This is a genomic window from Pseudomonas sp. CMR5c (assembly GCF_003850545.1).
Taxonomy (GTDB): Bacteria; Pseudomonadota; Gammaproteobacteria; order Pseudomonadales; family Pseudomonadaceae; genus Aquipseudomonas; species Aquipseudomonas piscis.
Genome location: NZ_CP027705.1, coordinates 2,195,007 through 2,217,589 on the forward strand (window position 1 = coordinate 2,195,007; position 22,583 = coordinate 2,217,589).

Genomic DNA, 22,583 nt, shown 5'->3' on the forward strand with positions numbered 1-22,583 from the left:
AGAGCCATCAGCAAAAATCTCCAGTCTGTGGCTGCTTGGCTGGCCGGTCAGCTTGTGGCCGGTTGGTTTGGGAGAGCTGCATTGGGTGGGGGGCGTTGTGCGATACTGCGCCGCCCCAGCGGTCGTCGGCCAAGACGCATAGCGGAAATACCGCCATGGCGATCTATGCTTCAGGCATTGCCAGGCGCTGCCGATAACCCTCGATGTGCCGATCCGCTCGCTTCCCAGCCGGTTGCCGCGTATCCGGTCTGGCCAAGACAACAACAAAGGGATTTGCGTCGCAAATTACGCCTTTTCCCGTCAGGACGACCCATTGCCTGTCCCCATATACGATGTAAATGCCCCTGGTGGCACCTTGAAACGCCTGCCCTTGCTCAAGGCGGCGGTAGGTTTCATCTCCATGGTTTTCCTCTGCCTGTGCGGCTTGCTGTACTTGCAGTTGGAGCAGTCTTGGCGCCATGACCTGGCCCAGGCCGAGGTCAACTCCACCAACTTGACCCAGGCCATGGCCCAGCAGGCCGAAGACACCTTCATGGAGGCCGACCTGGTGCTGATGAGCCTCTCCGAATGGATCGAGGCGTTGGGCGAGGGGGCGGAGCAACGTCAGCGGCTGCAGAAGATCTTCGCCCGGCGGGTGCTGGCCCTGAGTCAGCTCAGCGGGGTATTCCTCTATGACCGGCAGGGCCAGTGGGTAGTCAGCTCTTTCAACGATTCACCCCATGGCAAGGACGTGGCCGATCGTGACTACTTCCGTTTCCACCAGCAGAACGCTTCGTTGCAGGCCCATATCAGCCCGGCGATCCGCAGTCGTGCCAATGGCGAATGGATCATCCCGATTTCCCGCCGCATCAACGACGAGGCTGGGAACTTCCAGGGCGTGTTGATGGCCGGCATCAAGCTGACCTACTTCGACCAGTTCTTCAAAAGCTTCAATATCGACGAGCAGGGGACGATGTTCCTCGCGCTCTCCGATGGCACCCTGATCGCCCGGCGGCCATTCGAGGCTCGCCAGGTCGGGGCTTCACTGTCCCGGGGCGAGATCTTTTCCAAATACCTGCCTGAAGCCCCGGCAGGCAATGCCATGATCACTTCGATCGTCGATGGAGTGCCGCGCCTGTATGGCTATCGCCAGTTGCAGGCGTACCCGTTGGTGGTGGCTGCCGCCAATTCCAAGGATTCGATTCTCAAGGGCTGGTATGCCTCGGCCTACCAGTCGACGGCCATCGTCGCCCTGGTGTTGCTGGGAGTCGGGTTGTTCGGCTGGGTCTTCGTCAACCAGGTGCGCAACAACGAACAGATCGAGGCCGACTTGCGCGAGGCACAAGAGGCGCTGGAGGTGATCGCCACCCATGACAGCCTGACCGGCCTGGCCAACCGGCGTTTGTTCGAGCGGGCCCTGGTGATCGAGTTCGGCCGAGGGGCCCGGCAGAGTAGTCCGCTGGCCCTGATCATGGTCGATATCGATTACTTCAAGCGCTACAACGACACCTACGGCCACGTTGCCGGCGACCACTGCCTGACGCAGGTGGCCCAGGCGCTGCAAGCCTGCTGCCAGCGCCAGGCCGACCTTGCGGTGCGCTACGGTGGCGAGGAGTTCGCGGTGTTGCTGCCCGACACCGATATCCACGGTGCGGTGGCCATGGCCGAGCAGATCCGCCAGAGCGTCATGGCGCACAACATTCCCCATAGCGGTTCGGCGGCCGGTTGCGTGACGGTCAGCCTGGGTTGCTATGCCTTCGTGCCCAGCGGCCGCGACAGTACCGAGGTGTTCATCGAGCGGGCGGATGCGGCGCTGTATCAGGCCAAGGCCACGGGGCGCAACCGGGTCTCGGCGCTGTCCGCCCAGCCACTGCAGCGTTCCGATCGCTGAGCCTTACCAGGCCTTGCAGAACACCTGGTTGCCATAGCTATTGCCGCCGAACTCATAGCTCGTGACACCCACCGCGTCATAGCCCTGGGCCAGGTAAAAGGCCAGGGCCGGCTGGTTGCCCTCCCAGGCGCAGAGCCACAGGCAGCTGGCGCCACGTCCCCGGGCGAGGTTTTCCGCCTGGCTCAGCAGGGCCTGGCCGATGCCTTGGCGCTGGGCATGGCGCTGGACGTACAAGCGCACCAGTTCCATGCCGTCGGCCAGTTGTTCCAGGGGCGGGCGGGTGCCGCTGGCGGCGAGCTCGGCGAACCCCTGCAGGTGCCCCTCACTTTCGGCCAGCAGCAGGATTCGCCGGGGATCGGCCAGGCGTTGGCGGAACTGCTCCGGGGCGTAGACGCTCAGGGCCTCCTCGGCCAGGTCGGCACGCATGCCATCCAGGGCGTAGGTATCGAAGAAGACCTGGGTGGCCAGGCCGCCGAGGCACAGGGCGTCCTCGTGGCGAGCATGGCGAAAGGTCAGGGTGGTGGGCATGACTGCATCCTTGTAGTTGATTGCCGGTAGTCAGTGGGCGGCGGATCGCTCGAGCAACTGTTCCAGGTGCTGGCGTACCGCCGGCCATTCGTCGTCGATGATGCTGAAGCGCACGGAGTTGCGCTTGCGGCCATCGGGCATGATGCGTTCGTGGCGCACTATGCCCTCCTGCTGTGCGCCCAGGCGCAGGATCGCCGCGCGGGACTTGTGGTTGATCTCGTCGGTGGTGAACTGTACCCGCACGCAGGCCATATCCTCGAAGGCATGACGCAGCATCAGGTACTTGGCTTCGGTATTGACGAAGCTGCGCTGCCAGCGGCTGGCTATCCAGGTACTGCCGATTTCCAGCTTGCGGTTGTGCCGGTCGATCTTCCAGAACCGTGTGCAGCCGATGACCTGGCCAGTGGCGCGCAGCAGGGTGGCGAAGGGTTGCACGCTGCCGGCGGCGCGGCCCTCCAGGGCGCTGGCCAGGTAGTGGCCGACCGTGCTGGGTGAGGGCACCACGGTAAAGGGCAGGTTCCACAGTTCGCCGTCCCGGGCCGCTTCGACCAGGGCGTCGGCGTCGCTCTCTTGCAGGGGGCGCAGGATGATCCGCGGGCCTTCCAGTGGGCGCATGGCGGGGGATTCTCCAGGTCTGGGCTGGGCGGTCGGCTATTACAGGACCCCGGACACGGCTTGGCAAGGGCCAATCCGGGACCAATGCGATAAAAAATATCAGCCGAATCGATTGTCGATCCGTGTCTGTTCTGGCTTATACATAAACCCGACATGCAGGGGCTGGCGTTGCTCGAATGGATCGGCACGCGGATTGCCGGAGCCTTGCGCGACACTCAATCAAGGACCCGTGCATGAGCCAGCCGCACCTGATGAACTTCGACCTCTACCTGCACCGTCTCGGCTACGACCGAGCGCCAGCGCCCACCCTGGAAACCCTGCAGGAGCTGCAGCTGCGCCATGTCTGCCGGTTCACTTTCGAGAGTCTCTCGACCTTGCTGCATGCACCGGTACCCATCGATCTGGCGGCGGTGGAGCGCAAGATCTTGCAGGACGGACGCGGCGGCTACTGCTATGAGCTCAATCAGCTCTTCCTGGAGCTGCTGCAGCACTTGGGCTACGAGGTCCGGGGCATCACCGGACGGGTAGTGATGGGGGGACCGGAAGATGCGCTCACGCCTCGCAGTCATCGCCTGACGCTGCTGCAACTCGATGGCCGGCGCTATATCGTCGATGTGGGTTTCGGCGGCATGGTGCCGACCGCGCCCTTGCTGCTCGATACCGAGCAGGAGCAGGCCACGCCCCATGAGCCCTATCGCATCATCCGGCATGACGACAGCTACATCCTGCGGGCCAAGGTCGCTGATGAATGGCGCGCGATGTACGTGTTCGACCTGCAGGTGCAGGGCGAAGTGGATTACGAAATGGGCAATTGGTACGTCTCCACTCATCCGGCCTCGCCGTTTCTCGGCCAACTGATGGTGGCGCGGATCGGCCCGGGAGTACGCCATACCCTGCACAACCAGAGCTACGCCCTGCATCGCATGGGCCAGCCCAGCGAGCGCCGCCAGATCACCGAGGTCGAGGAATTGATGAGTCTGCTGCAGGGTGAGTTCGCCTTGCGCCTGCCGGACCATCCAGATCTGCCGCAGGTGCTGGAGCGACTGCTGCAAGCCGAAGTCGTACCCGCATGACGCAGGGCTGACCAGCACCTGGCGTCGCGCTGTGATGTGCCGCGACTGTGTACAGAATCCAGGTGCCGTTGCCTCGGTGGGTTGGCTGATCGCGCCCAAGGGCTGATTCGTTTGTCGGATCGGCCCTTTTTTATTGGGCCGCCAGGTGAGGCTGGCCAGTCCATGACTTTGCTTGCCCAGGGTTTCGGTGGCCCTGAAGCGAGGGCTCTGCAACGGCTTTTTCCCGGTGTGGCCGGGGCATCGACAGAATCGCGAGCAGCAGTTTGGGCGATGGTTTTGCGAGCCGAAGACGCCGGAAAGTTGGCGGATAAACTGTATACAATTCTATGGACAGTTCTCTTTGATGTTGCATACAGTGTGCGCATAACAAAAACAGGGAACCCCAAACCATGACTACCCCTCAGGTTTCACAGCAGCGGCCCGAAGACGAAAACTTGGGTGTTGGCGCGAATATGGCCTATGGCCTGCAACACGTGCTGACCATGTATGGCGGCATCGTCGCGGTACCGCTGATCATCGGCCAGGCTGCCGGCCTGGCGCCGGCGGAAATCGGCCTGCTGGTCGCCGCCTCGTTGTTCGCCGGGGGGCTGGCCACGTTGCTGCAGACCCTGGGGGTGCCGTTCTTCGGCTGCCGCCTGCCGTTGGTGCAGGGGGTGTCCTTCGCGGGTGTGTCGACCATGGTGGCGATCGTCACCAGTGGCGGCGAGGGTGGTTTCCAGTCGGTGCTCGGCGCGGTGATCGCTGCATCCCTGATCGGGCTGCTGATCACCCCGGTGTTTTCCCGCATCACCAAGTTCTTCCCGCCCCTGGTCACCGGTATCGTCATCACCACCATCGGCCTGACGCTGATGCCCGTGGCGGCGCGCTGGGCCATGGGCGGCAATAGCCGTTCGGCGGATTTTGGCAGCATGTCGAACATCGGCCTGGCTGCCGTCACCCTGGTCCTGGTGCTGCTGCTGAGCAAGGTCGGCAGTGCGGCGATCTCTCGACTCTCGATTCTCCTGGCGATGGTCATCGGCACCGTGGTCGCGGTGTTCCTGGGCATGGCTGACTTTTCCGGAGTGACCCAGGGACCGATGTTCGGCTTGCCCACGCCGTTCCATTTCGGCATGCCGACCTTCCATCTCGCGGCGATCCTGTCGATGTGCATCGTGGTCATGGTGACCCTGGTGGAAACCTCGGCGGATATCCTCGCAGTAGGGGAGATCATCCATACCAAGGTCGACTCCAAGCGCCTGGGCAATGGCCTGCGGGCCGACATGCTGTCAAGCATGATCGCGCCGATCTTCGGCTCCTTCACCCAGAGCGCCTTCGCCCAGAACGTCGGGCTGGTAGCGGTCACCGGGATCAAGAGTCGCTTCGTGGTGGCCACCGGTGGCCTGTTCCTGGTGATCCTCGGCCTGTTGCCGTTCATGGGGCGGGTCATCGCCGCCGTACCGACCTCGGTGCTTGGCGGGGCCGGCATCGTGCTGTTCGGCACCGTGGCCGCCAGTGGTATCCGCACCTTGTCCAAGGTCGACTACCGCAACAACATGAACCTGATCATCGTCGCTACCTCCATCGGCTTCGGCATGATCCCCATTGCCGCACCGAGCTTCTATGATCATTTCCCCAGCTGGTTCGCAACGATATTCCACTCGGGCATCAGTTCCTCGGCGATCATGGCGATCCTGCTGAACCTGGCGTTCAACCATTTCACCACTGGCAACTCGGACCAGCAGTCGGTGTTCGTCGCCGGTACCGAGCGCAGCCTGCGCTTCCAGGACATCGCCGGCCTGCGGGAGGGGGACTATTTCAGCGGGGGCAAGCTGCATGATGCCGAGGGCAAGGAAGTACCGCTGCTGGCCGATGGTCCGGCGGTCGGGGCGGAAGGCGAAGCGACGCCACCCAGCCAGGTTCGTGGCAGCGTCGAAACCACCCATTGAGTGGCTCCGTGGTTACTGACGACCGGCGCCCAGGCGCCGGTTTTTGCTTATTCCAGGTTCTCCAGGGGCGCCAGGGCCTGGAGGACCTCGGGGTCGTCCTTGTATTGCTGGCGCAGTGTCGCCAGTTGGCGATCCACGCCGGTGCAGCTCTCCTTCACCGCCTTTTCAAGCTCGGCTCGGCGCTCGGCGTCATAAGGCTCCTCGCCGGCGAAGTGCTGGCATTCCTCGTGGCGCTGGATCAGGGCGCTGGCGTCGGCCGGCAGTTGAGCGCCGCCGTAGTGCCCTCCCAGTTTCAGGCGCTGTTCCTCGACCCAGCCGCTGTAGTCCTCCCCATCCTTGGCGATGTACATGACCTGGGCCCAACCGTCCTCGGTGGCGGCGTACACCGTCAGGCCATCGCCGGGAATCACGAACAGCTTCTTGTCCATGCAGGCCGCGTGCGGGGCGCTGTGAAAATGCAGGCGCCCGGTGCCGATCACCTTGGCCTCCAGGGGCGGGCGATAGTCGCCGGCTTCCCGGGAGGCTTTTTCGCCCAGGGCGGCGCAGTCCACCGCAGGTTCGGCCAGGGCTGGCAGGGATAAAGGCAACAGCAGGCCGCACAGCGGCAGGAGGCGCAGGGTTCGGTCCATCGCAAAGGTGTCCATGGGCGGGGAGGGAGGGGTGATGGTAATGACAAAGACGCGACCTGTGAATGATCACTGGCCGCGCCCGCAGATGCTTATTGTGCGACCTTGAACTGGCCCTGCCGCACCAGGGACAGGGCGAACAGCACCACGATGGCGGCGGCTGCCGATAGGGTCAGGGGCAGACCGTAGCTGCCGCCGCCCATGGCCGCGCCGCTGAGCAGCGGTCCGAGCAGGCTGCCGATGCCCCAGAGCAGGCCGGCGCTGGCGTTGGCGGTGACCAGGTCCGGGCCGCTGAAGGACTGCCCGATCAGGACGATCGCCAGGGTGTAGATGCCACCCGCCGCGGCTCCGAGGATCAGCAGGCTCGGCCAGAGCAGGCCGGGGGTTTGCATCAACACCGGCAGGCCCAGGCCGATCAGCAGCGAGATGATGCCGCATCCCAGGTAGATTCCGGGGCGTCCGAGCTTGTCCGAGAGCCAGCCCAGGGGGAATTGGAACGCCGTGTCGCCCAGGAGAATGACGGTCACCATCAGGGCGGCGAGCTTGATGCTGTAGCCATGGTCGGCGGCATAGACCGGGAATAGCGAGAGCACCATGCTGTCGAAGAAGGCGAAGAACAGGATGCCCACGCACAGTGCCGGGGCGACGCGGATGAAGCCCAGTACCGAGAAGGTCCGGCTTTCGGAGTGGGAGCTCGGGGCATCTTCCCGGGGCAGGGTCAGCCAGACCACGGCGATGGCCAGCGCATAACCGATGGTGACGATGCCCAGCACGGCCGGTCCTTCGGTGCCCAGTACCGACACCAGGCCCGGTCCCAGCAGCTGGAAAAAGGTGAAGCAGGTGGTATAGACCGCCACCAGGCGTCCCCGGCTGCTGTCTTCGGCCATTTCATTGACCCAGGTTTCCCCGAGGATAATGATCAGCCCGGCGCCCAGGCCCATGCTGATACGCGCCAGGCCCAGGCTGTAGAGATCAAGGCCCGGCAACTCCAGGGCGGCCACGCTCAGGGCGCAGAGGCTGAAGCACAGCAGGTAGATCTGGCGGCGTGTCAGGCGTTGGCACAGGATGTTGACCAGGAAGGCCGAGAGCATCATGCCGGCGGCGGGCAGGGCCGACATGAGGCCGATCTGGTTGTTGGAGGCCCCGGCCTGGTATAGGCGCAGGGCCAGGATCGGCACGCTGGAGCCGATGCTCAGGCCGACGATGGAAATGCCCAGGATCAGGGCGGCTAACAAGGCTTTGTTCATTGCTCGAGACCTGCACCCGGATTTCCAGGTGCCTAGATAAAGTAAAGAGGTGCAGTCATGCGTCGTGACGCCGGCGGCGGTGCAGACGATTGCCGGACGAACCCTGGTGGCGCGCGCAGGTCTTGGGGCAAGCGAGTTGTTTTCAGGTCGCTTGCGCCAGGTTCGGATCGCAGGGGGTTACGGGTGCCGGGGCAGTCGCGGTCAGCGCAGGCCTTGGGGCGGAGAGAAGGTGAAGGCGAACAGCACGCTGCGACGCCGACGATTGATCGCGCAGTCATGCTGGACAATGGCCAGGCTGGCCGAAGGGGAGTTAGAGGAAGAACTGCACGCTAACTGTGCTGGCACGGACATCATTGTCTGACTGGTTGGAAAAAGAGGCGCACAGCCTACGTCAGGCCCTTGCGCCAAAGCAACCAGGCATGTGCATGGGGTTTTCAGGGATACATGAATAGCTTGGCCGCATGCCTGGCTGGCATGCGGAGGAGGTATCTGAGGAGATATTGCTTGAGCCGATTTGCCTGAGGAGCAGGGCGCTCTTCGTGGATTGCGTGGCAAATCAGTCTTGGAAGATGGCTCCACGACCTGGACTCGAACCAGGGACCCAGTGATTAACAGTCACTTGCTCTACCAACTGAGCTATCGCGGAATGCGCCGTATCTTACTGATTCAAAAAGGGAAGTCAAGCGCTTGAAGAAAAAAGGCGAATTTTTCTTCCGGTGTGCAGACGCTGCCCTCAGCCACCGAAGGTCAAGGTGCCAAGCATCAGCCTGGCCATCAGCGCATTGGCCGCCAGTTGCACCAGCCACAACGCCAGGCCCCCGAGGAATACGCCCAGGGCGATCTGCAGCACCAGGCTTTTTTCGCGTTTCTGCGAGCGGGGCAGGTAATGTTCGGGGTCGTCGCGTTCGGCCCGCAGGTCATCGTTTTTCATTGGCGGCTCTCGCTTGGCAAGACACGGTTTGAGTCTAGAGGGCGTGGGGGAGAATGCCGGGCGCCCATGAAAAAGGGGAAGCCGTGGCTTCCCCTCTTGTTTACAGGCTACCGGCAGTGGCTCAGATCACCTGGAGGATGGCCTTGGTCACCGCGCCGATATTGCTCTGGTTCAGCGCGGCAACGCAGATGCGGCCGGTGTCCAGGGCATAGATGCCGAACTCGTTGCGCAGCCGGCCCACTTGCTCGGCGCTCAGGCCGGAGTAGGAGAACATGCCGCGTTGGCGGCCAACGAAGCTGAAGTCGTGCTGTGGGGCGCCCTTGGCCAGCAGGTCGACCATCTGGGTGCGCATGCCGCGAATCCGCAGGCGCATTTCCGCCAGTTCCTGCTCCCACTGGGCACGCAGTTCCGGGTTGTTGAGCACCGCGGCGACGATGGTGGCGCCATGGGTCGGTGGGTTGGAGTAGTTGGTGCGGATCACGCGCTTGACCTGGGACAGCACGCGGGCGCTTTCTTCCTTCGAGCTGCTGATGATGGACAGCGCGCCGACACGCTCGCCGTACAGCGAGAACGACTTGGAGAAAGAGCTGGAAACGAAGAAGGTCAGGCCCGAGTCGGCGAACAGGCGGACAGCGGCGGCATCTTCGTCGATGCCATCGCCGAAGCCCTGGTAGGCCATGTCCAGGAACGGCACCAGGTTCTTGGCCTTGACCACTTCCAGGACGTTCTTCCAGTCCTCGGGGCTCAGGTCGACGCCGGTCGGGTTGTGGCAGCAGGCGTGCAGCACCACGATCGACTGCTCTGGCAGGGCGTTCAGGTCTTCCAGCAGGCCGGTACGGTTCACATCATGGGTGGCCGCGTCGTAGTAGCGGTAGTTCTGCACCGCAAAACCTGCGGTCTCGAACAGCGCGCGATGGTTCTCCCAGCTCGGGTCGCTGATGGCGACCACGGCATTGGGCAGCAGTTGCTTGAGGAAGTCGGCACCGATCTTCAGGGCGCCAGTGCCGCCGACGGCCTGGGTGGTGACTACGCGGCCAGCGGCCAGCAGTGGCGAGTCGGCACCGAACAGCAGCTTCTGTACCGCCTGGTCGTAGGCGGCGATGCCGTCGATCGGCAGGTAACCACGGGAGGCATGCTGGGCTGCGCGGATCGTCTCGGCTTCGACAACGGCGCGCAGGAGTGGAATGCGTCCCTCCTCATTGCAGTACACGCCCACCCCAAGGTTGACCTTGTCGGTACGGGTGTCGGCGTTGAATGCTTCGTTGAGGCCCAGGATTGGATCGCGTGGTGCCATTTCGACAGCGGAGAACAGGCTCATTTTACGGCGGCTCTGAATGGAGTGTGGAGGGACGTGTCGCGCTCCAGCCGAATGCACTAGAGCGGTGCACAAACGGGGAGCTAGTATAGAGGCCATCATCGCGGCGGGCGACAGGCTATTAGCCTTTTGCGACAAGTTTTTCGGGTTATTTTCTGACCGTTAGTCTTATTGCAACATTCGGCGTGTTAGCGGGTGTAGGACCTTTACCTTGAAAGCTGTGGGATTTGGCTCCACATTCTGAATATTCCCGTTTTCTTTCCTCGACGACCTGGGTCGTACGTGGTCTTTCCCATTGCTGTCCGGTCGCGCCGCGCAGGATGATTCCAGAGGTAGGTTATGTCTGAGTTCCAGCTCGTTACCCGTTTCCAGCCTGCCGGCGACCAGCCGGAGGCCATCCGCCTGATGGTCGAAGGCATCGAGGCCGGCCTGGCGCACCAGACCCTGCTCGGTGTGACCGGTTCAGGCAAGACCTTCAGCATCGCCAACGTCATCCAGCAAGTGCAGCGGCCGACCCTGGTACTGGCCCCGAACAAGACCCTGGCGGCGCAGTTGTACGGCGAGTTCAAGGCGTTTTTCCCGAACAACGCAGTGGAGTACTTCGTTTCCTACTACGACTACTACCAGCCCGAAGCCTATGTGCCGTCCTCCGATACCTTCATCGAGAAGGACGCCTCGATCAACGACCATATCGAGCAGATGCGCCTGTCGGCGACCAAGGCGTTGCTGGAGCGCAAGGACGCGATCATCGTCACCACGGTGTCCTGCATCTATGGCCTGGGCAGCCCCGAAACCTACCTGAAGATGGTCTTGCACGTGGATCGCGGCGACAAGCTCGACCAGCGTGCCTTGCTGCGGCGCCTGGCGGACCTGCAATACACCCGCAACGACATGGACTTCGCCCGCGCGACCTTCCGGGTCCGCGGCGACGTGATCGATATCTACCCGGCGGAATCCGACCTGGAGGCGATCCGCATCGAGTTGTTCGACGACGAAGTGGAAAGCATCAGTGCCTTCGACCCGTTGACCGGCGAGGTGATCCGCAAGCTGCCACGCTTCACCTTCTATCCCAAGAGCCACTACGTGACCCCGCGCGAGACCCTGCTGGAGGCCGTCGATGGAATCAAGGAGGAGCTGCAGGAGCGCCTGGAGTACCTGCGTTCCAACAACAAGCTGGTGGAAGCCCAGCGCCTGGAGCAGCGCACTCGCTTCGACCTGGAGATGATCCTCGAGCTGGGCTACTGCAATGGTATCGAAAACTACTCGCGCTACCTGTCCGGGCGTCCGGCCGGGGCGCCGCCGCCGACCCTGTATGACTACCTGCCGCCCGATGCCCTGTTGGTGATCGACGAGTCCCATGTCAGCGTGCCCCAGGTCGGCGCGATGTATAAGGGCGATCGTTCGCGCAAGGAAACCCTGGTGGAATATGGCTTCCGCCTGCCTTCGGCGCTGGATAACCGGCCGATGCGCTTCGACGAATGGGAAGGCGTCAGCCCGCAGACCATCTTCGTCTCCGCCACTCCCGGCAACTACGAGGCCGAGCACGCCGGCCGGGTGGTGGAGCAGGTGGTACGCCCCACCGGCCTGGTGGACCCCCTGGTGGAGGTGCGCCCGGCGTTGACCCAGGTCGACGACCTGCTGTCGGAAATCACCAAGCGCGTGGCCCTGGAGGAGCGGGTGCTGGTGACCACGCTGACCAAGCGCATGGCCGAGGATCTCACCGACTACCTGGCTGACCACGGCGTCCGTGTGCGCTACCTGCACTCGGACATCGATACCGTGGAGCGGGTGGAGATCATCCGCGACCTGCGGCTGGGGACTTTCGACGTGCTGGTGGGGATCAACCTGCTGCGCGAAGGCCTGGACATGCCCGAGGTGTCGCTGGTGGCGATCCTCGATGCCGACAAAGAAGGCTTCCTGCGCTCCGAGCGCTCGCTGATCCAGACCATCGGCCGCGCTGCGCGTAACCTCAATGGCAAGGCGATCCTCTACGCCGACAACATCACCGGCTCCATGCAGCGCGCCATCGGCGAGACCGAGCGCCGGCGCGACAAGCAACTGGCTTTCAACCAGGCCAATGGCATCACCCCAAAGGGGGTGGTCAAGGACATCACCGACATCATGGAAGGTGCCACCGTGCCAGGTTCGCGCAGCAAGAAGCGCAAGGGCATGGCCAAGGCCGCGGAGGAGAGCGCTCGCTACGAAAACGAGCTGCGTTCGCCGAGCGAGATCACCAAGCGCATCCGCCAGCTCGAGGAAAAGATGTACCAGTTGGCCCGGGACCTGGAGTTCGAGGCGGCAGCCCAGCTGCGGGACGAGATCGGCAAGCTGCGTGAGCGCCTGCTCAACGTCTGAGCGGTGCGCGCCCCATGGCAGCGGCCATGGGGCGCGATCGTCCGTAACCGTGACCTGAGCTTAAATGCCCTCCTTACTGGAGCGCGCCTGGTATCGCCTGTTACCATTCGCCCCTTGTTTGTTCCTTAGCTTTTCTATTCTTTCCGAGACATGCCATGACCACCGTCCGTACGCGCATCGCGCCATCGCCTACCGGGGATCCCCACGTAGGTACTGCTTATATCGCTTTGTTCAACTATTGCTTTGCCAAGCAGCACGGCGGTGAGTTCATCCTGCGTATCGAAGACACCGACCAACTGCGTTCCACTCGCGAGTCCGAACAGCAGATCTTCGATGCCTTGCGCTGGCTGGGGATCAACTGGAGCGAAGGCCCGGATGTCGGCGGTCCCCATGGCCCGTATCGCCAGAGCGAACGTGGCGATATCTACCAGAAGTACGTCCAGCAACTGGTGGACATGGGGCACGCGTTCCCATGCTTCTGTACCGCCGAGGAACTGGACCAGATGCGTGCCGAGCAGATGGCCCGCGGCGAAACCCCGCGCTACGACGGGCGCGCATTGTTGCTGTCCAAGGAAGAAGTGGCCCAGCGCCTGGCGGCCGGTGAGCCCCATGTGATCCGCATGAAGGTGCCCAGCGAAGGTGTCTGCGTGGTACCGGACATGTTGCGTGGCGATGTCGAGATCCCGTGGGATCGCATGGACATGCAGGTCCTGATGAAGACCGATGGCTTGCCGACCTACTTCCTGGCCAACGTGGTCGACGATCACTTGATGGGCATCACCCACGTGCTGCGTGGCGAAGAATGGCTGCCGTCGGCGCCGAAACTGATCCTGCTTTACGAGTACTTCGGCTGGGAGCAACCGCAGTTGTGCTACATGCCGCTGCTGCGTAACCCGGACAAGAGCAAGCTGTCCAAGCGCAAGAACCCGACTTCGGTGACCTTCTACGAGCGCATGGGCTTCATGCCCGAGGCCATGCTCAACTACCTGGGGCGCATGGGCTGGTCGATGCCGGACGAGCGCGAGAAGTTCTCGTTGCAGGAAATGGTCGACAACTTCGACCTGTCGCGGGTCTCCCTGGGCGGGCCGATCTTCGATATCGAGAAACTGTCCTGGCTCAACGGTCAGTGGCTGCGTGACCTGCCGGTGGAGGAGTTCGCCACTCGCGTGCAGAAGTGGGCGTTCAACAGCGACTACATGATGAAGATCGCCCCCCATGTCCAGGGTCGGGTCGAAACCTTCAGCCAGATCGCGCCGCTGGCCGGGTTCTTCTTCGCTGGTGGAGTCACTCCGGATGCCAAGCTGTTCGAATCCAAGAAGCTGTCGGGCGATCAGGTGCGCCAGCTGATGCAGCTGATCCTGTGGAAGCTTGAAAGCCTGCGCCAGTGGGAAAAGGACAACATCACCGCGACTATCCAGGCCGTGGTCGAATCCCTGGAGCTGAAGCTGCGCGATGCCATGCCGCTGATGTTCGCCGCCATCACCGGCCAGGCCAGTTCGGTGTCGGTGCTCGATGCCATGGAAATCCTTGGTCCGGACCTGACTCGCTTCCGTCTGCGCCAGGCTATCGATCTGCTCGGTGGCGTGTCGAAGAAAGAGAACAAGGAGTGGGAAAAACTGCTGGGCGCCATCGCCTGAGGCGGCGTGGCGCCGCAGTAGTGCTGCCAGGAGCGGCGAGCTTTTCGACTACGCTTGAATCTCTGGCGTCAGGCGAATTGGTTGCCGCGACCGGCAATTCTCCAGGCTTGGCTCAACTCTTTTGCGGGAGTCGGCACAAGTCGGGAAGGGCGCAAAAGCCCGGTTTTTCAGGGCGGGCCGGTAAGTGATTGTTATCCCGGCAAATTTTTTTGCAAAAAGCTGAAAAAAAATTGACAGCTTTGCGAACGCCCCTTAAGATTCGCCCCGTCCTCACCGACGAGGGGCTATAGCTCAGCTGGGAGAGCGCTTGCATGGCATGCAAGAGGTCGACGGTTCGATCCCGTCTAGCTCCACCAATTTACAGTTCAAGGTCTGGCCACACCGGCCTTGAATCGATCGGCACTCAGCGCCGGTCAGTTGTATAGAAGGGTTTGCGTCCCCTTCGTCTAGTGGCCTAGGACACCGCCCTTTCACGGCGGTAACAGGGGTTCGAGTCCCCTAGGGGACGCCAGTTTTACACAAGCGATGTTGCAGGATGTCGCTGCGCCGCGAGGCGAAAAATCCGGGGCTATAGCTCAGCTGGGAGAGCGCTTGCATGGCATGCAAGAGGTCGACGGTTCGATCCCGTCTAGCTCCACCAATTTACAGTTCAAGGTCTGGCCACACCGGCCTTGAATCGATCGGTACTCAGCGCCGGTCAGTTGTATAGAAGGTTTGTGTCCCCTTCGTCTAGTGGCCTAGGACACCGCCCTTTCACGGCGGTAACAGGGGTTCGAGTCCCCTAGGGGACGCCAGTTTTACACAAGCGATGTTGCAGGATGTCGCTGCGCCGCGAGGCGAAAAATCCGGGGCTATAGCTCAGCTGGGAGAGCGCTTGCATGGCATGCAAGAGGTCGACGGTTCGATCCCGTCTAGCTCCACCAATTTACAGTTCAAGGTCTGGCCACACCGGCCTTGAATCGATCGGTACTCAGCGCCGGTCAGTTGTATAGAAGGTTTGTGTCCCCTTCGTCTAGTGGCCTAGGACACCGCCCTTTCACGGCGGTAACAGGGGTTCGAGTCCCCTAGGGGACGCCAGGTTTGCCCGCTTTGCGGGATTTCAAGGGTCATTCGATTATTGAATGACCCTTTTGTTTTTCTGGCGTCCGGCAATTTCTCTCTCTTCTTTTCCCAGCTTGCTCCTCTGACCGACGGTCACGCTAGCGACTTGCGGAAAATTATTATGGGAATAATATTTTTTCGTGATATTCGGAGGCAACGATGAACGATAAAAAAGCTCAGACCCGGGAGCGCATTCTCCAGGCTGCCAGTTCCGCGTTGATCCAGCGTGGTCCGGCCGAGCCGAGCGTAGGTGAGGTGATGGGGGCGGCCGGGCTCACGGTCGGTGGTTTCTACGCGCACTTCGAGAGCAAGGACGCGCTGATGCTGGAGGCCTTCACCCAGTTGCTCGCGCACCGGCGCGGCCTGCTCGATGAAATGGACAGCAACCTGAGCGGTGTGGAGCGTCGGGCGTTGACCGCCGCCTTCTACCTGTCGCGCAAGCATCGCGACTCCACCGAGCTGGCCTGCCCGATCCCCGCCTCGGTAGGGGAGTTGGGACGTCTGCCGGAGAGCTTCCGCAAGGCCCTGAACGAGCATATGGAGTTGATGGTGGCGCAACTGGCCGAGACTCCTGAGGACACGGACAAGGCCCTGGCGGACATGGCCTTGATGATCGGCGGCCTGTCCTTGGCGCGTGCCCTGGGACCGGGGGAGCTGTCCGATCGCCTGCTGCGCGCTGCCAAGTCCGCCGTGCTCTGACCCGGAACCGTGGCGAGCCCTGTCGCCACCTGGTCATTCACATCGCGAATGATCATCCAATCAAGGTTCGATACGCCCCGCGAGCCCCGGTTCGCCAAGCCCTCGAGATAGCAAAGCCTCGAGCCAGAGCGAGCCGGTCCCGGGATGGGTGCGCCAATCGGGCTGGCCATCCGTTACACTGCATCGGTCAAAAAACTGACCGGGAGTCGGGCATGAGTTGGGATCTGGCAACGCCGTTCGTCATCGATCTGCAGGTGGCGGCCGAAGATATCGATGGCTTGGGGCACGCCAACAATGCGGTCTACGTTACTTGGCTGGAGCGTTGTGCCTGGCGTCATTCCCAGCGCCTGGGGCTGGACCTGGCTGAATATCGCCGCCTGGACCGGGCCATGGCCGTGGTGCGGCATGAAATCGACTACCTGGCCGCCGCCTACGAGGGCGACGAGCTGCAATTGGCCACCTGGATCGTCGATTGGGATCAGCGCTTGAAGATGACCCGGCGTTTCCAGCTGGTGCGCCCGAGCGATGGCACGACCCTGCTGCGGGCCCAGACCACCTTCGTCTGCATCGAGCTGTCCAGCGGCAAGCCCAAGCGCATGCCCGCCGAGTTCCTCGACGGCTATGGGCCGGCCCTGCAATCCTGCTGAATCTTTAGTCGTTGCGTGGAATGCTGGCCCCGTTCGCCGGCAGTTGCTAACGGCAAGGTACTGCCAGCGTTTGAAACCCAGTAAACTGGCGCCCGTTTTTCGCCCGTTTTCGTCGAGTGTGTTTCATGCAAATTGCCCTGGCGCCCATGGAGGGGTTGGTCGACAACATCCTGCGCGATGTACTGACCCGTGTTGGCGGGATCGACTGGTGTGTCACCGAGTTCATCCGTGTCAACGACCGTCTGCTGACGCCTGCCTATTTCCACAAGCTTGCCCCCGAATTGCTGCAAGGCGCGCAGACTGCGGCCGGGGTGCCGCTGCGCGTGCAACTGCTCGGTTCCGATCCTGTGTGCCTGGCCGAGAACGCCGCGCTGGCCTGCGAGCTGGGGAGCGAAGTCATCGACCTGAACTTCGGTTGCCCGGCCAAGACCGTCAACAAGTCCCGTGGCGGCGCGGTGCTGCTCAAGGAGCCCGAGCTACTCAACCAGATCGTCGAGCATGTACGACGTGCGGTTCCGGCGCATATCCCGGTCACGGCCAAGATGCGCCTGGGTTTCGATAGCCCGGATGGTGCCCTGGTATGCGCCACCGCGTTGGCCGAAGGTGGCGCCGAGCATATCGTGGTGCATGCGCGGACCAAGGTTGACGGCTACAAGCCTCCGGCCCATTGGGAGTGGATTCCTCGGGTCCAGGAAGTGGTCAAGGTGCCGGTGTTCGCCAACGGTGATATCTGGAGCGTCGAGGACTGGCGGCGCTGCCGGGAAATCAGCGGGGTCGAGGACATCATGCTGGGGCGTGGGCTGGTTTCGCGTCCGGACCTGGCTCGGCAGATCGCCGCGGCTCGGGCTGGCGAAGAAGTGGTGCAGATGTCCTGGGCCGAGTTGCTGCCGCTGATCCATGACTTCTGGGCCCAGGTGGTTACGCAATTGACCCCGCGCTCGGCTCCGGGTCGGTTGAAGCAGTGGTTGGCGATGTTGACTCGCAACTACCCCGAGGCGGTCGAGTTGTTCACCGCGCTGCGGCGCGAAACCGAGCTGGACCAGGTCGGCAGGTTGCTGGGTATGCCGTGCAGCGAGGCGGCCTGAAGAAATTTCCATGGCCGCTCTTGAAATGCCTCCGGCGGTCCTTATCTCTTGGGTACGCGATGCCGAATTCGGGTCGCGTAGATAACCACTCGCTGAATATCAGGAGATTTACCCATGAGTACTGCATTTTCCCTGGCCCCATTGTTCCGTTCCTCTGTCGGCTTCGACCGTTTCAACGACCTGTTCGAATCGGCACTGCGCAACGAACCAGGCAGCAGCTACCCACCCTACAACGTTGAAAAGCATGCCGATGACCAGTACCGCATCGTCATCGCCGCTGCCGGCTTCCAGGAGCAAGACCTGGAGCTGCAGGTGGAAAAAGGCGTGTTGACCGTGAGCGGTGGCAAGCGCGATGCCAACGAAGGCGTCACCTACCTGCACCAGGGCATCGCCCAGCGGGCTTTCAAGCTGTCTTTCCGCCTGGCCGACCATATCGAGGTCAAGGCCGCGGCCCTGAACAACGGCCTGCTGAACATCGACCTGCTGCGGGTCGTGCCGGAAGAGGCCAAGCCCAAGCGCATCCCGATCAGCGGCATGCAGCAAGCGGCCCTGCAACACTAAGACCGCAAGCAGAAAAGGGCGCCCGAGTGGCGCCCTTTTTCGTGCCTGTCATTCCAGCAGTTTCTTGAATTCGCCTAGCGGGAGCGGTCGGCTGTGCAGGTAGCCCTGGTACAGGTGGCACTCCAGGCCCCGCAGGAACTCCAGTTGTTGCAAGGTCTCGACGCCTTCGGCGATCACCTTCAATTCCAGGCTGCGGGCCATGGCCACGATGGCCCGGATGATCTCCGCGTCGTTGGGGTCGTGGGTGGCATCGCGGACGAAGGACTGGTCGATCTTCAACGTGTCCACCGGCAGGCGCTTGAGGTAGGTCAGGGATGAATAGCCCGTGCCGAAATCATCCATGGCGAAGCTGACCCCGAGCTTCTTCAGGCGACGCATCTTGCTGATGGTGTCTTCCAGGTTCTGGATCACGATGCCTTCGGTGATCTCCAGCTTCAGCAGCGAGGAAGGCAGGGCGTAGGCCGCCAAGCTGTGCTCGATCCGTTCGACGAAATCGTTCTGGCGGAACTGCCGGGGGCTGATGTTCACGCACAGGCTGAACTGGTGCGGGTCCACCAGGCCTTCTTCGATCAACTGGCTGAAAGCCAGGCAGGACTCATCGAGGATCCAGGTGCCCACCTCGAGGATCAGCCCGCTGTCTTCGAGCACCTTGATGAACTCGGTCGGTGACTGCGCCCCCAGTTCCGGGTGCTGCCAGCGCACCAGCGCCTCGGCGCCGACGATGCGATTGTCGCGGGCATCCACCTGGGGCTGGAAGTGCACGCTGAATTCGCCCCGGGACAGGGCCAGGCGCAGGTCGGTTTCCATGCGCAAGCGTTCGCTGGCGGCCTTCTGCATGGTGTTGTGGTACATCTGCGTGGTGTTGCGCCCCGAGTCCTTGGCGCGATACAGGGCGATATCGGCACGCTTGAGCAGGTCGGTGGGGGTCGAGCCGTGATCGGGAATCAGCGCCACGCCGATGCTGGGCGTGACCTGCAGGCGCTGACCGTCGAGGAACATCGGCTCCGACAGCAATTCGCGCAAGGTGCCCGCCAGTTGCCGGACCTGTTCGCTGACGTCGTTGCGCGAGCCTTCCAGGCCGCTGAGCAGGACCACGAACTCGTCGCCGCCCAGGCGCGCCACCGTGTCCTCCATGCGTACGCTGGCTTCCAGCCGTGCGGTGATGATCTTCAGGACCGTGTCACCCACCGGATGCCCCAGGGAATCGTTGATGTGCTTGAAGTGGTCCAGATCGAGGAACAGCAGGGCGCCGCGCAGGTTGTGCCGCTTGAGCAGGGCGATCTGCTGGCTCAGGCGGTCCATCAGCAGGGCGCGGTTGGGCAGGTTGGTCAGAGGGTCGTGGTAGGCCAGGTGGCGGATCTGCGCCTGGGCGTTCTTCAGCAAGCTGACGTCCCGGGCGGTCAGCAGCAGGCAAGGGGTTTCATTGAGGGTGATGGGCTCCACTGAAACCTCGAGGGTGAAGATTTCCCCGCGCTTGTTGCGCCCGAGCATCTCCATATGGTGCACCCGACCCTTGAGCTTGAGTTCGGCCAGCAACGTGGCCAGCTGGGCCTCCTCGGCCCAGATCCCGACTTCGTACAGGGTATGGCCCATCACCTCGTCGGTGCGGTAGCCGGTCAGGCGGCAGAAGCCGTCGTTGACCTCCAGGTAGCGTCCGGTATCGCGCTCGGTGATGGTGATGGCGTCGGGGCTTGAGTGGAAGGCCTTGGCGAACTTCTCCTCGCTGGCCTTGAGCGCCGCTTCCGAGCGTTGTTGCTGGGTGATGTCGCGCAGAGTGGTGACGATGCACGGTTGTTTGTCGACGATGATCTGGCGGCTGGAGATGATGCAGGTCAAAGGCTGGCCATCCTTGTGGTTGACCACCACCGCGACATTGTTCAGCGCTTGTTCGCGGATTACCTGTTCGATTCGCCGCAAGCGCGGCGCGGGGTCTTCCCAGAGGCCGATCTGCTCGGCGCTGCGGTTGATCACGTCGTCCAGGGTCCAGCCGAAGGTCTGGGTGAAGCTGGAGTTGATCTCGATGAACTGGCCGGTTTCCAGCAGGGTGACGCAGATCGGATCCGGGCTGACCTGGAACAGGCTGGCGAATTTCTCCTCGGAGGTGATCAGGCGCTGCTCGCGCTCCACCTGTTCGGTGATGTCCAGCAGGGTTCCGGCCATGCGCAGCGGGTTGCCTTGCTCGTCGCGATACAGGCGGGCACGGCTCTCCAGGTAGCGCGAGCTGCCATCGGCCAGTTGCACGCGATAGGTCAGCTGGTAGTTGCCCGCCGGGCCTTCGCGCAGGCTGCGATAGGCGTCGCGCATGGAGTTGCGCTCCTCGGTGGGCACACCCTCGAAGAAGGCATCGAAGGACTCGTGAAACGGCGCTGGCTCCAGGCCATGCAACTGCGCAGCTCGGGCCGAGCCATAGAGCATGCCGCTGGGGATGTGCCAGTCCCAGGTGCCCAGTTGCGCGGAGTCCAGGGCCAGGTCCAGGCGCTCCTGGCTATCCTTGAGGGCCTGTTCGGCGCGCTTGCGCTCGCTGGTATCGAGGAAGGTGCTGAGCAGGAAGGCCTTGCCCTCCAGTTCGACCTTCTGTGCGCTGAGGATGCCGTCGTGGATCTGCCCGTTGCTGGCACGCAATTGCACTTCGAGGCTGGCGGCCTGGCCCTTCTTCTGTACGGCCTTGATCAGTTGGGCGCGCTGCTCGGGGTTGACCCACAAGCCGATTTCCAGGGTGGTGCGGCCGATCACATGCTCGGCGGGCCAGCCGAACTGGCTTTCGAAGTACTGGTTGGCTTCGCTGATCAGGCCGTCTTCGAGGCGGGTCAGCAGCACCATGTTGGGGCAGAGGTGGAAGAGGGTGGCAAAACGCTTTTCCGAGCTGCTCAGGGCTTCTTCGCGCTGGCGCTGGTGGGTGATTTCGCGGATCACCCCGATCATCCGGGGCTTGCCGTGTTTGTCAGGCAGCACGCTGCCGTTGATTTCCAGCCAGTGCAGGCTGCCATCGGGCCAGCGGATGCGATGGTGCATGGCTTGTTCCAGGGGCGCGCCGGCCAGCACCGAGTGAAAGGCGCGTACGGTTCGGGCCCGGTCCTCGATGGGTAGCAGGTCGAGGTATTCGAGGTTTTCCGGCAGGGGTTGGCGCGGATCGAAGCCGAACAGCGCCTGGGTGCCCCGGGACCAGCTGATTTGCCCGCTTTCGATATCCCAATACCAGGCTCCCAGCCTCGCGCCGTTGAGCGCGGCGAGCAGTTGTGGCGCACTTTCCCAGCTCTGTTCCGACTCCCTGGGGTCGACGGCGTGGATGCGTGGCATGGGCGGAATACGGTCAGCGGGTTTGGGCATGGTGATCAGGCCTTGTGCTGAGTAGTTCGTTTGGCGCGAGGGCTCATGGCGGGAGGCGACAGGGCACGGGCAAAACCCGGAATACTTATGCCGGGTTCCCTGGCCAATCGACCTGTGCGTCCAATAAGGCCATGAAAGCCCGCGCAGCATTCGACAGCGTCCGTTCGGTATGCAGGATATAGCCTAGCTGGCGGTGTAGTTGTATGCCCGGTAAAGGGATGCGCGCCACTTGTTCGTCGAGCATTGTGCGCGGCAGCACACTCCAGGCCAGGCCGATGGAGACCATCATCTTTATGGTTTCCAGATAGTTAGTGCTCATGGCGATGTTCGGCGTCAGGCCCTGGGCCTGGAACAATCGCTGCACGATGTGGTGGGTAAAGGTGTTGCCGCCGGGAAAAACCGCCGGGTGCAGGGCGATATCCGCCAGGCTGACCTGGCCGTTGCTGACCAGCGGGTGTTCCGGGGCGGCGACGAAGTCCAGTGGGTCGTCCCAGACCGCGGTGGCCTTGACCAGGCCGTGTGGCTCGGGAGCCAGGGTGATGACGGCCAGCTCGGCGCGGCCGTGGAGGATTTCCTCATAGGCCACCTCCGAATCGAGGAACTGGATGTCCAGGGCCACTTGTGGGTAGCGCCGGGTATAGGCTCGCAGCAGGGGCGGCAGGCGATGCAGGCCGATGTGATGGCTGGTGGCCAGTGTCAGGCGCCCGCTGACTTCGCCCGTGAGGTTGGTCAGGGCCCGGCGAGTGTCGTCCAGCACGTTGATGATCTGATAGGCCCGGGGCAACAGGGCCCGGCCAGCCTCTGTAAGACCGACTTCACGGCCCAGGCGATCGAACAGTCGCACATTGAGCTGCTGTTCCAGCGCGGCGATGCGCTTGCTGATGGCCGGTTGGGTCAAGTACAGGCGCTCGCCCGCTCCAGAGAAGCTGCCGGTTTCGGCGATGGCGATGAAGGCATTGAGATTGGCCTGGTCCATCTTGCATTCCTATTGGTTATCCAAATCATGAAAAATATGAATTTGAGTTATTTAATCTAACGCCA

Annotated in this window: 17 protein-coding genes and 7 tRNA genes; 15 read left to right on the forward strand and 9 right to left on the reverse strand. The window is 62.7% G+C overall.

The genetic code is table 11. The features are described from left to right. Positions 1–313: 313 nt before the first annotated feature. Positions 314–1,870, forward strand: a complete 1,557-nt coding sequence (locus tag C4K40_RS10265; RefSeq protein WP_053138699.1) for a GGDEF domain-containing protein — start codon at positions 314–316, stop codon at positions 1,868–1,870. 3 nt (positions 1,871–1,873) lie between these two features. Here C4K40_RS10265 and C4K40_RS10270 read toward each other — a convergent pair whose 3' ends face one another. Both C4K40_RS10270 and C4K40_RS10275 read right to left on the reverse strand, forming a co-directional pair. Next, positions 1,874–2,398 carry a GNAT family N-acetyltransferase gene (locus tag C4K40_RS10270; RefSeq protein ID WP_053138701.1) on the reverse strand — a complete coding sequence of 175 codons (525 nt, stop codon included), beginning with the start codon at positions 2,396–2,398 and terminating at the stop codon, positions 1,874–1,876. A 30-nt stretch (positions 2,399–2,428) separates the two neighbouring features. After that, positions 2,429–3,013 carry a GNAT family N-acetyltransferase gene (locus C4K40_RS10275; protein ID WP_053138703.1) on the reverse strand — a complete coding sequence of 195 codons (585 nt, stop codon included), beginning with the start codon at positions 3,011–3,013 and terminating at the stop codon, positions 2,429–2,431. Positions 3,014–3,246: 233 nt separating this feature from the next. Between C4K40_RS10275 and C4K40_RS10280 the strand changes: the two genes are divergently transcribed. After that, a complete protein-coding gene (locus C4K40_RS10280) occupies positions 3,247–4,086 on the forward strand; it encodes an arylamine N-acetyltransferase (protein WP_022643418.1) in 840 nt (279 codons plus the stop codon). 389 nt (positions 4,087–4,475) lie between these two features. Then, positions 4,476–6,011 carry a nucleobase:cation symporter-2 family protein gene (locus tag C4K40_RS10285; RefSeq protein WP_031321355.1) on the forward strand — a complete coding sequence of 512 codons (1,536 nt, stop codon included), beginning with the start codon at positions 4,476–4,478 and terminating at the stop codon, positions 6,009–6,011. A 47-nt stretch (positions 6,012–6,058) separates the two neighbouring features. On the opposite strand, the gene C4K40_RS10290 is transcribed toward C4K40_RS10285, so the two are convergent. The 5 genes from C4K40_RS10290 to C4K40_RS10310 form a co-directional block, all read right to left on the reverse strand. Continuing rightward, entirely contained in the window at positions 6,059–6,640 is a 582-nt protein-coding gene (locus tag C4K40_RS10290) for a hypothetical protein (RefSeq protein WP_022643420.1), read from the reverse strand. Positions 6,641–6,729: 89 nt separating this feature from the next. Further along, positions 6,730–7,884 (reverse strand): MFS transporter, encoded by a 1,155-nt coding sequence (locus tag C4K40_RS10295; RefSeq protein WP_053138705.1) that lies wholly within the window; start codon positions 7,882–7,884, stop codon positions 6,730–6,732. Positions 7,885–8,454: 570 nt separating this feature from the next. Next, a tRNA-Asn gene (locus C4K40_RS10300) sits at positions 8,455–8,530 on the reverse strand. Between the two features lie 87 nt (positions 8,531–8,617). After that, the gene (locus C4K40_RS10305) at positions 8,618–8,815 is read right to left on the reverse strand and encodes a hypothetical protein (RefSeq protein ID WP_053138707.1); all 198 of its coding nucleotides are present in this window, start codon (positions 8,813–8,815) and stop codon (positions 8,618–8,620) included. Between the two features lie 121 nt (positions 8,816–8,936). After that, positions 8,937–10,133 (reverse strand): amino acid aminotransferase, encoded by a 1,197-nt coding sequence (locus tag C4K40_RS10310; protein WP_022643423.1) that lies wholly within the window; start codon positions 10,131–10,133, stop codon positions 8,937–8,939. Positions 10,134–10,469: 336 nt separating this feature from the next. On the opposite strand from C4K40_RS10310, the gene uvrB reads away from it, so the two are divergent. From uvrB to C4K40_RS10370, 12 genes are all read left to right on the forward strand, one after another. Next, on the forward strand, positions 10,470–12,485 hold the full coding sequence (uvrB, locus tag C4K40_RS10315) for an excinuclease ABC subunit UvrB (RefSeq protein WP_053138709.1): 2,016 nt from the start codon (positions 10,470–10,472) through the stop codon (positions 12,483–12,485). 155 nt (positions 12,486–12,640) lie between these two features. Next, complete coding sequence (gene gltX, locus C4K40_RS10320) at positions 12,641–14,122, forward strand: glutamate--tRNA ligase (RefSeq protein WP_053138712.1); 1,482 nt, start codon at positions 12,641–12,643, stop codon at positions 14,120–14,122. Positions 14,123–14,402: 280 nt separating this feature from the next. Beyond that, positions 14,403–14,478 (forward strand) — tRNA-Ala (locus C4K40_RS10325). 79 nt (positions 14,479–14,557) lie between these two features. Then, a tRNA-Glu gene (locus tag C4K40_RS10330) sits at positions 14,558–14,633 on the forward strand. A gap of 53 nt (positions 14,634–14,686) precedes the next feature. Continuing rightward, positions 14,687–14,762, forward strand: a tRNA-Ala gene (locus C4K40_RS10335). Positions 14,763–14,840: 78 nt separating this feature from the next. Further along, positions 14,841–14,916 (forward strand) — tRNA-Glu (locus C4K40_RS10340). Positions 14,917–14,969: 53 nt separating this feature from the next. Continuing rightward, a tRNA-Ala gene (locus tag C4K40_RS10345) sits at positions 14,970–15,045 on the forward strand. A gap of 78 nt (positions 15,046–15,123) precedes the next feature. After that, a tRNA-Glu gene (locus tag C4K40_RS10350) sits at positions 15,124–15,199 on the forward strand. 183 nt (positions 15,200–15,382) lie between these two features. Next, positions 15,383–15,922 (forward strand): TetR/AcrR family transcriptional regulator, encoded by a 540-nt coding sequence (locus tag C4K40_RS10355; RefSeq protein ID WP_022643430.1) that lies wholly within the window; start codon positions 15,383–15,385, stop codon positions 15,920–15,922. Between the two features lie 212 nt (positions 15,923–16,134). Further along, a complete protein-coding gene (locus tag C4K40_RS10360; protein ID WP_053138900.1) occupies positions 16,135–16,569 on the forward strand; it encodes a thioesterase family protein in 435 nt (144 codons plus the stop codon). Positions 16,570–16,694: 125 nt separating this feature from the next. Beyond that, on the forward strand, positions 16,695–17,654 hold the full coding sequence (locus tag C4K40_RS10365; RefSeq protein WP_022643432.1) for a tRNA-dihydrouridine synthase: 960 nt from the start codon (positions 16,695–16,697) through the stop codon (positions 17,652–17,654). Positions 17,655–17,768: 114 nt separating this feature from the next. Beyond that, positions 17,769–18,215: an Hsp20 family protein gene (locus C4K40_RS10370; RefSeq protein ID WP_022643433.1), complete on the forward strand. Its 447-nt coding sequence runs from the start codon at positions 17,769–17,771 to the stop codon at positions 18,213–18,215. Between the two features lie 48 nt (positions 18,216–18,263). Here the strand turns inward: C4K40_RS10370 and C4K40_RS10375 are convergent, their stop codons facing one another. Then, a complete protein-coding gene (locus C4K40_RS10375; protein ID WP_022643436.1) occupies positions 18,264–21,542 on the reverse strand; it encodes an EAL domain-containing protein in 3,279 nt (1,092 codons plus the stop codon). An 85-nt stretch (positions 21,543–21,627) separates the two neighbouring features. Next, positions 21,628–22,518, reverse strand: a complete 891-nt coding sequence (locus C4K40_RS10380; RefSeq protein WP_053138897.1) for a LysR family transcriptional regulator — start codon at positions 22,516–22,518, stop codon at positions 21,628–21,630. Positions 22,519–22,583 lie beyond the last annotated feature (65 nt).

What these genes read in the sequence shown, in the direction of transcription:
- C4K40_RS10270 (WP_053138701.1), bottom strand. Translation starts at nt 2,398, where the DNA reads ATGCCCACCACCCTGACCTTTCGCCATGCTCGCCACGAGGACGCCCTG.
- C4K40_RS10275 (WP_053138703.1), bottom strand. Translation starts at nt 3,013, where the DNA reads ATGCGCCCACTGGAAGGCCCGCGGATCATCCTGCGCCCCCTGCAAGAG.
- C4K40_RS10280 (WP_022643418.1), top strand. Translation starts at nt 3,247, where the DNA reads ATGAGCCAGCCGCACCTGATGAACTTCGACCTCTACCTGCACCGTCTC.
- C4K40_RS10285 (WP_031321355.1), top strand. Translation starts at nt 4,476, where the DNA reads ATGACTACCCCTCAGGTTTCACAGCAGCGGCCCGAAGACGAAAACTTG.
- C4K40_RS10290 (WP_022643420.1), bottom strand. Translation starts at nt 6,640, where the DNA reads ATGGACCGAACCCTGCGCCTCCTGCCGCTGTGCGGCCTGCTGTTGCCT.
- C4K40_RS10295 (WP_053138705.1), bottom strand. Translation starts at nt 7,884, where the DNA reads ATGAACAAAGCCTTGTTAGCCGCCCTGATCCTGGGCATTTCCATCGTC.
- C4K40_RS10305 (WP_053138707.1), bottom strand. Translation starts at nt 8,815, where the DNA reads ATGAAAAACGATGACCTGCGGGCCGAACGCGACGACCCCGAACATTAC.
- C4K40_RS10310 (WP_022643423.1), bottom strand. Translation starts at nt 10,133, where the DNA reads ATGAGCCTGTTCTCCGCTGTCGAAATGGCACCACGCGATCCAATCCTG.
- uvrB (WP_053138709.1), top strand. Translation starts at nt 10,470, where the DNA reads ATGTCTGAGTTCCAGCTCGTTACCCGTTTCCAGCCTGCCGGCGACCAG.
- gltX (WP_053138712.1), top strand. Translation starts at nt 12,641, where the DNA reads ATGACCACCGTCCGTACGCGCATCGCGCCATCGCCTACCGGGGATCCC.
- C4K40_RS10355 (WP_022643430.1), top strand. Translation starts at nt 15,383, where the DNA reads ATGAACGATAAAAAAGCTCAGACCCGGGAGCGCATTCTCCAGGCTGCC.
- C4K40_RS10360 (WP_053138900.1), top strand. Translation starts at nt 16,135, where the DNA reads ATGAGTTGGGATCTGGCAACGCCGTTCGTCATCGATCTGCAGGTGGCG.
- C4K40_RS10365 (WP_022643432.1), top strand. Translation starts at nt 16,695, where the DNA reads ATGCAAATTGCCCTGGCGCCCATGGAGGGGTTGGTCGACAACATCCTG.
- C4K40_RS10370 (WP_022643433.1), top strand. Translation starts at nt 17,769, where the DNA reads ATGAGTACTGCATTTTCCCTGGCCCCATTGTTCCGTTCCTCTGTCGGC.
- C4K40_RS10375 (WP_022643436.1), bottom strand. Translation starts at nt 21,542, where the DNA reads ATGCCCAAACCCGCTGACCGTATTCCGCCCATGCCACGCATCCACGCC.
- C4K40_RS10380 (WP_053138897.1), bottom strand. Translation starts at nt 22,518, where the DNA reads ATGGACCAGGCCAATCTCAATGCCTTCATCGCCATCGCCGAAACCGGC.